This window comes from Luteimonas sp. MJ250, from assembly GCF_039548455.1.
Taxonomy (GTDB): domain Bacteria; phylum Pseudomonadota; class Gammaproteobacteria; order Xanthomonadales; family Xanthomonadaceae; genus Luteimonas.
In genome coordinates, this window is record NZ_JBCLVB010000021.1 from 1 (window position 1) to 6,474 (window position 6,474).

Annotated in this window: 5 protein-coding genes; 1 reads left to right on the top strand and 4 read right to left on the bottom strand. The window is 57.2% G+C overall.

Features of this window, described 5'->3' with window-relative positions:
• Positions 1-671: 671 nt before the first annotated feature.
• The gene (locus WCE37_RS14610) at positions 672-1,061 is read right to left on the bottom strand and encodes a hypothetical protein (protein ID WP_343279979.1); all 390 of its coding nucleotides are present in this window, start codon (positions 1,059-1,061) and stop codon (positions 672-674) included.
• A gap of 123 nt (positions 1,062-1,184) precedes the next feature.
• Entirely contained in the window at positions 1,185-1,739 is a 555-nt protein-coding gene (locus WCE37_RS14615) for a hypothetical protein (RefSeq protein ID WP_343279980.1), read from the bottom strand.
• Positions 1,740-2,849: 1,110 nt separating this feature from the next.
• Between WCE37_RS14615 and WCE37_RS14620 the strand changes: the two genes are divergently transcribed.
• Positions 2,850-2,999, top strand: a complete 150-nt coding sequence (locus WCE37_RS14620) for a hypothetical protein (RefSeq protein ID WP_343279981.1) — start codon at positions 2,850-2,852, stop codon at positions 2,997-2,999.
• A 33-nt stretch (positions 3,000-3,032) separates the two neighbouring features.
• On the opposite strand, the gene WCE37_RS14625 is transcribed toward WCE37_RS14620, so the two are convergent.
• Together WCE37_RS14625 and WCE37_RS14630 are read right to left on the bottom strand one after the other, a co-directional pair.
• The gene (locus WCE37_RS14625) at positions 3,033-3,563 is read right to left on the bottom strand and encodes a HEAT repeat domain-containing protein (RefSeq protein ID WP_343279982.1); all 531 of its coding nucleotides are present in this window, start codon (positions 3,561-3,563) and stop codon (positions 3,033-3,035) included.
• Between the two features lie 592 nt (positions 3,564-4,155).
• On the bottom strand, positions 4,156-4,497 hold the full coding sequence (locus WCE37_RS14630; RefSeq protein WP_343279983.1) for a hypothetical protein: 342 nt from the start codon (positions 4,495-4,497) through the stop codon (positions 4,156-4,158).
• Positions 4,498-6,474: the final 1,977 nt, after the last annotated feature.

Below are 6,474 nucleotides of genomic sequence, written 5' to 3' on the forward strand. Positions count from 1 at the left end.
CCGCTCTTTCTCGTTTCGCTTGACGAATCGGAGCTGTAAAGCGCAAATACAATCGACGCAAGAAAAGTACGACCAGAAATGCTATCAGTAGAACTGCGATTCTCATGTGGCCTAACACCTAAGTTAAGCCGCGCCGCAGCGGGGCGTGAAGCACATGGCAAGCTTTCTTTGCCATGTGGTTTGCGCCCCGATGCGGTGTCGGCTTGAACGCATTGTTAGGCCGCGCTACCGCGACTGCCACAGCACGACCGGATCCATTGTCCCGCCAGGTAGCAGCACAATGTCTTTGCCACCGTCCACTGTCCGAGGCTGAACAAGGAGAGTGACCTTATCGTCCCCACAGCCTGCAAGATGTATCCGCCCCCGGCCTCCGTCCAGAACGATGCCCATTGGCCGAAGATCCGAGAAGGCCGCTGATTGGTCAGCACCGTCGAGGAACTTCATATCCGGACTACCGAGTCCAAGGTCCTCCATGTCTTGGTAAACCTGCGTAAGTCTCTCTTGCGACAAACCCTTGGCAAGAGCTAACGCTTCCTCTTTGCACCCGCATGATCCACAGGCACTCAGTAGCAGAGCCAGAAGAGCAGTTGCAAATGTTCGAGAGCGCATGATGAGCGGCCTAACACCAGAATTAAGCCGCGCCGCGAAGCGGCGTCGGCTTGAATGAATTGTTAGGCGGCACGCGACTTCCTGCGAACACCGCCCAACTTTATTGAAAGATTCTGAAGTGCCTTGTAGCACTCATGGTAGTTGTTCTGGCTTCCCAACGGGAGAGAGCTGAGTTCCCCGGTGGCATTCGCTAGCCTGATCTGAATCAGATCCATTTCTGCTTCCGCGGGCGCTTCGCCTGTTTGGATGATCCTCCTTGCTCGCGCAATTGCGTCTGCCATTTCACCAAAGTTCGAGATGCCATTCCCGCCCCCAAACGCATCTGCGATTTCAGATTTCGCTCTGAAGGCATTCTGCACCTGAGACAGCCGGTCGGGCTCCTGGCTTCGACGAAGAAAGTAGTACGAGGCCAAAGCTCCAGCCGCGACCGCAAAGATGATGTACTCGCTCATAGTCCGCCTAACACCTAAGCTAAGCCGCGCCGCAGCGGGGCGTGAAGCACATGGCAAGCTGCACCTGCCATGTGGTTTGCGCCCCGATGCGGTGTCGGCTTGAGCACATTGTTAGGCATGAGCTTAGCGATCCGGAGGTAGTGGCGGAAGAGGAATGGTGGATGTGTACTCCACGACATACGGCGACGGAAAGCTTTCTGGTAGAGGCGTCCCGGCCAGAAAGTCATGAATAGGCCGGAGCAAGTCCGTTTGAGCACTAACGTCGAGACGCGATTCATCAAAGGAAGTTGTCACATCGATGATCGACTGGTCTGCCGGAGATAGATTGATCTCAGTTCCACCAGAATCAGTTACAACAAGAAAATAGTGCCCCACGTCGAGCCGCACACCACCACACTGGTTCGTTGAGAAACGGATAGATTTGAAGAGTGACGAATCTCCTCTCAGGGTTTGAGCAACACGAATACGACCCTCTATCCATTCCGCATACGATCCATCTTCAAAGTTCTTTCGCTTTACCTCCGCTGATTCAAGTCTGAAGATGAAAATGCTTGATGCATTTGCAATTGCTTCCTTGAATGGAGCGGGCTCTGGGTAGGAGCATGCGAGCGCCGGCAGAGGCAGAACCCACGCCAAGAGCATTATTGCCGTCACGAACCGCGTTGATGTGTGTCTCATGCCTAACACCTAAGTTAAGCCGCGCCGCAGCGGGGCGTGAAGCACATGGCACGCTTTACCTGCCATGTGGTTTGCGCCCCGATGCGGCGTCGGCTTGAACGCATTGTTAGGCGCGCCTTGCGACAGCAGTGACGCGCCCACCACTCTGGAACGAAAATACATAAGCAATCTTTATTGCAACAGAAGTCACTACAACTTTGTCGCCAGAGCAATCATCCGTCGCCTCAACCCCTTCCGGGAAGGTACATACCGCTGCCGCCAAGAACTGCCAGCGACCTGCTGCCTCTACGGCCGAGCCAATAAAAAGTGGGTCTAGTTCTTCTTGTGGTACGGGACACTCGGGAAGAGCATAGAGAGGGGTTGCGGAAGCAACAGCGCCGTTCTCGTCAATCACGAACTCTATGCATACGTTCGCACTGGCGCCGCGTTGCATCCCGGAAGGATACTCTGGCAAGGGCTGTGTCACCGGGGACGCCATAAGAAAGGTCTTGTCCTTCGGAACATCCATGACCTCCGCACTAGGAGGAAGCACCATCTGCATTCCAACCGTAGAGCGAGTCTTACAGCCTGCAACAAGCACGACTACCAGAGCAGCTGTGGCGATTGTTCTGAAACAAGAGATCTTCAAGTGAGCCTCCATGGCCTGGCGCGCGCCTAACACTTAAGTTAAGCCGAGCAGCGTAGTGGAGCGAAACACATGGCAAGCTTTACCTGCCATGTGTTTTGCGTAACGAAGCGGATTCGGCTTGAACGCATTGTTAGGCCGCGGCTGCCGATGATGACAAGTGCGACCGAATGGATGCAGCCAGGATGTCCAGTGTTGCACGGTCTGGGCAATCTGGCGGCGACGGATAAACGTCCAGGAGCCGGTCTGAAGGTGAACGCGGGTGCACATGAAAGTGAAGATGTGGCACCTCTTGGCCCGCCGCCTCCCCGATGGAATGCCACACACTTATGCCCTGACAGGAAAGCGCGTCCGACACAGCGCGAGTAACTTCAGCGACAGCGGCCATCAAGGCTGCACCAGTGTCACCGTCAAGCTCGCGAACGTCCGGCAGGTGTGCTTTTGGCACAACCAAGACGTGGCCAGAGTGGAACTGCCGTGTGTCCATGAATGCCACGGTCAACGCACACTCCCTGACGAAGCTGGCCCGCGAATCCCCGGCAATGATCTGGCAGAAGATGCATCCGTTCGCCATAGCTCTCTCCGAGCGGCCTAACACCAGAATTAAGCCGCGCCGCGAAGCGGTGTCGGCTTGAATGAATTGTTAGGCGGCATTTGGCGTGCGATGGTCATTGGCACTCCTGGCGCATTTGCCAAGGCCTCGGTTTGTACTTTGGATCGTCCTGAGGATTGACTACCCAGAACGAAGTCCCCTTGTGCTCTCGGTCGAGATAGAAGTGATGATTCTGATGTTGAATCGCGTCGATGGCCGCCGCCGCGGTAGCCCTGGTTTCCGCTACAGGATGCTCTAGCAGTTGCTCTAGGTTCGGTATGATGTCGCGCCGCAGACTATAGGCGAGCACCTCACAAGCGTGCATTCGCACAGCTGCAGACCTGTCTTGCAGTCGGTTCTTTGCAATTTCCACTACTTGAGGGTGCTGACGGGCGAGTGGAATCAGATCAAACATGATATGAATCCGGCCCGTGGCATTGCGGATCTTTGGCAGTGCCTCGCCGAAGAGTGGCACAAGCGCGCACAAACCATACTCACTTCGAAGCTTGTATCCATTGCTCTCGACCACCCAGCCGCGGCGGTCGTCGAAGGCCGTAACCACGTCTTCGACTGATGGAAGCTTTGAGGGCTCGGATTGTGAGTTCATGCCGCCTAACACCCAAGTTAAGCCGCGCCGCAGCGGGGCGTGAAGCACATGGCAAGCTCTTCCTGCCATGTGATTTGCGCCCCGATGCGGTGTCGGCTTGAACGCATTGTTAGGCGGCACCCTAGTTATCAAAAATGGTTGGCTGAACATGGATTATGCAGCCGTCACGAACCAAGAAGAATCCCTCCAAACCGAAGTATCTACCGTCTGGCGGATCTATTTTGAAATAGAAGGGATAAATCGTATCTGTGGACTCCAGACCAGCTAAGTAGCTCAAGGAAACCTGATTTCTAGCCGTGTACTCAGCGGGAGTTTCTGGACGTAGCTGAGGCACCTGCTCTAAGTGTGCTGCCATCTCTCCTCCCGGGCACCGCTCGGTTCCAAGAGGCACACCCAAGAGGGGTTCCCACGACTCCGGATCGGAGGGAACACTAATAGACTCCTGTGCGCCGGCCGAAGCGAGCACAAGCATCATTGCAGCTGTACTAAAGGAACGTGCGATGAGCATACAAGTGCCGCCTAACACTTGAATTAAGCCGCGCCACGAAGTGGCGTCGGCTTGAATGAATGGTTAGGTGTCCAGCGCACGCAGCTAGCCTACGAACTGCTTGGTGAGGAAAGCAACTAGTAGCGCGGCGACGATGCCGAACACCCACTTGAGCAGGGAAGAAACATGCTTGCCAGCCTTTCCAGTGAGAGATGCAGCACGAGCTCGCTCCTCCAGCACGCTAAGGTACTCACGGCCGGCAACAGTGATACGAGGATCAACGAAAGCCGGGCCGCTCAGGCTAGAAGCATCAATCGCCTCAAGGTGACCGGACTCGATGAGGTCTCGGACAGCCTCAGCGGGTACGGGTGAATTTGCGTCGACGTTGGCCGGCAAAGTGCCCGCAGCAGCCTGTCGCAGAATCAGCAAGTGCAGGTCAGTGTCCATGGGCGCCTAACACCAGAGTTAAGCCGAGCAGCGTAGTGCAGCGAAACACATGGCAAGCTGTACCTGCCATGTGTTTTGCGGAACGAAGCGGATTCGGCTTGAACGACTCGTTAGGCCGCCGCTGCCCAGCACCTGTGCCTGACCTGCGGTGACCCAACCCCTGAGCCGAACACTACAACAAGTCTGGCCGGTCAGCCCGAGGCTGGAATCTGCCAGGCCGAAGCGATGATGTTGCAGCCTTCGCGGCCCAGAACTCTCACCGCACCCTGGCCGAAGCCGGTGCGGCAGGTCGAATCTTGCGGAAAGTCGCGCCTGTCCGAAGCCGAAGTGCTTCCCGACTGACTGCCGATGCCTGCACCGCGCGTGCGAGGTGCAAACGCTGCGGATGAGCGAGTCGCTACAGTTTGCTTGGAACCCGGCAGCAACAGTGCGGGAAACAAGGCCTAACACCAGAATTAAGCCGTGCCGCGAAGCGGCATCGGCTTGAATGAATTGTTAGGCCGCGCACCGATCGACTCTGAGCAGCGATACCTAACGACCTCGTTGCCTGGAACGCTGGCCCTTTCAATCAGCATGCGCCCATCCGGCGAAAGCTCAAACTTGATCGCGCTAAGCCAAGTTTCGCCCTCTCCTGAGAGCTCTGCGATTAGGGCGATCTCATCGCCGCGAACTACAGCCGCTCTAATGGGGCCAGCGCTCTCCCAGTAGGAGATGTGGCGCGGGGCTAAGCGAAGCACCAGATCATCTGCATCAGAGCCGCAAGACTCCGGACTCCCAGCCCAATTCCCCACGAACCTCGTCGGCACAGTCACGTCACTAGCCGATGAGGCTGGTACTGAAACTGCCAGAGCTAGTGCGAGAACAACGGCCTGCATGATCTCTCCCCAGCGGCCTAACACCAGAGTTAAGCCGTGCCGCGAAGCGGCATCGGCTTGAACGACTCGTTAGGCCGCCGTTCCCTGGCACCTGCGCCCGACGTGCGGCAGCCCAACCCCTGAGGCGAACAGTACAACAAGCGCCGTGTCTGGTGCTGCCGAAACGCACCATGCGCGCGGCCAAGAACTCCCACCGCGCACGGCCCGAAGCCGACCCGGCCGGTCGAATCTTGCGGAGAGTCGCGCCTGTCCGAAGCCGAGGTTCTGCAGGGCTGACTACCAATGCCTGCACCGCGCGCGCGAGGTACAAACGCTGCGGATAAGCGAGGCGCTGCAGAATGCCTGGAACCCGGCAACAACAGTGCGGGAAGCAAGGCCTAACACCTAAGCTAAGCCGCGCCACAGCGGGGCGTGAAGCACATGGCAAGCTGTACCTGCCATGTGGTTTGCGCCCCGATGCGGTGTCGGCTTGAGCGCATTGTTAGGCCGCCGTTTGACAGCGTAGGCAGTCCTAAACTTTGCACTTGTGGCGTGCTATTGAGCTCGCGATTGCCTCATAGCTCTCCGGTTGACTCACCAGTGCGCTACTCAACTCCGCGCAGATCTTGCGGTGCGACATTCTCTTCAGTGTGCCACCGAGTGAGCGGTCTTGGAAAGTAACTTGGAGCGCGGGCTCCCTTACTATTTTGTCCGGCCTCTCGAGCGGTCCCTGGCGAAACTCCATGGAGGCCGTCGGCAGGGAAAGATTGAGCTGGCCTTGGCCCATTGACTCACCGGCCACGTGGGCCTCCACGTCGCCTTGCGCTTCCGATGCTTGAGCCTTCCGAACTCGCACTTCAGGCCGGATCTCCTGATCCGAAACTCCGGATGCAACAGGAGGTTCGCGTTCTTTGTCTGGAGCTTTGTCCCGCTCTATCCAGACAACTTGCAACGAAGCGACCTCGGTGCCCATTGTTGCTCTTCCAGCTCGGTCAGCGAAGATGAGCAACAAGACGGCGCCACACACCATTGCCACAGCAGCAATCGCGGAAACAGCTCGGTCTGAGCAATCACTTGTCGATGCGAATCGAGACAGTCCCGCAGCCCTCCATGGCGGCCTAAC

Bases quoted from the DNA above. Each gene is read 5' to 3' on its own strand.
- WCE37_RS14610 (WP_343279979.1), bottom strand. From the start codon at position 1,061: ATGAGCGAGTACATCATCTTTGCGGTCGCGGCTGGAGCTTTGGCCTCG.
- WCE37_RS14630 (WP_343279983.1), bottom strand. From the start codon at position 4,497: ATGGACACTGACCTGCACTTGCTGATTCTGCGACAGGCTGCTGCGGGC.
- WCE37_RS14625 (WP_343279982.1), bottom strand. From the start codon at position 3,563: ATGAACTCACAATCCGAGCCCTCAAAGCTTCCATCAGTCGAAGACGTG.
- WCE37_RS14620 (WP_343279981.1), top strand. From the start codon at position 2,850: ATGAATGCCACGGTCAACGCACACTCCCTGACGAAGCTGGCCCGCGAA.
- WCE37_RS14615 (WP_343279980.1), bottom strand. From the start codon at position 1,739: ATGAGACACACATCAACGCGGTTCGTGACGGCAATAATGCTCTTGGCG.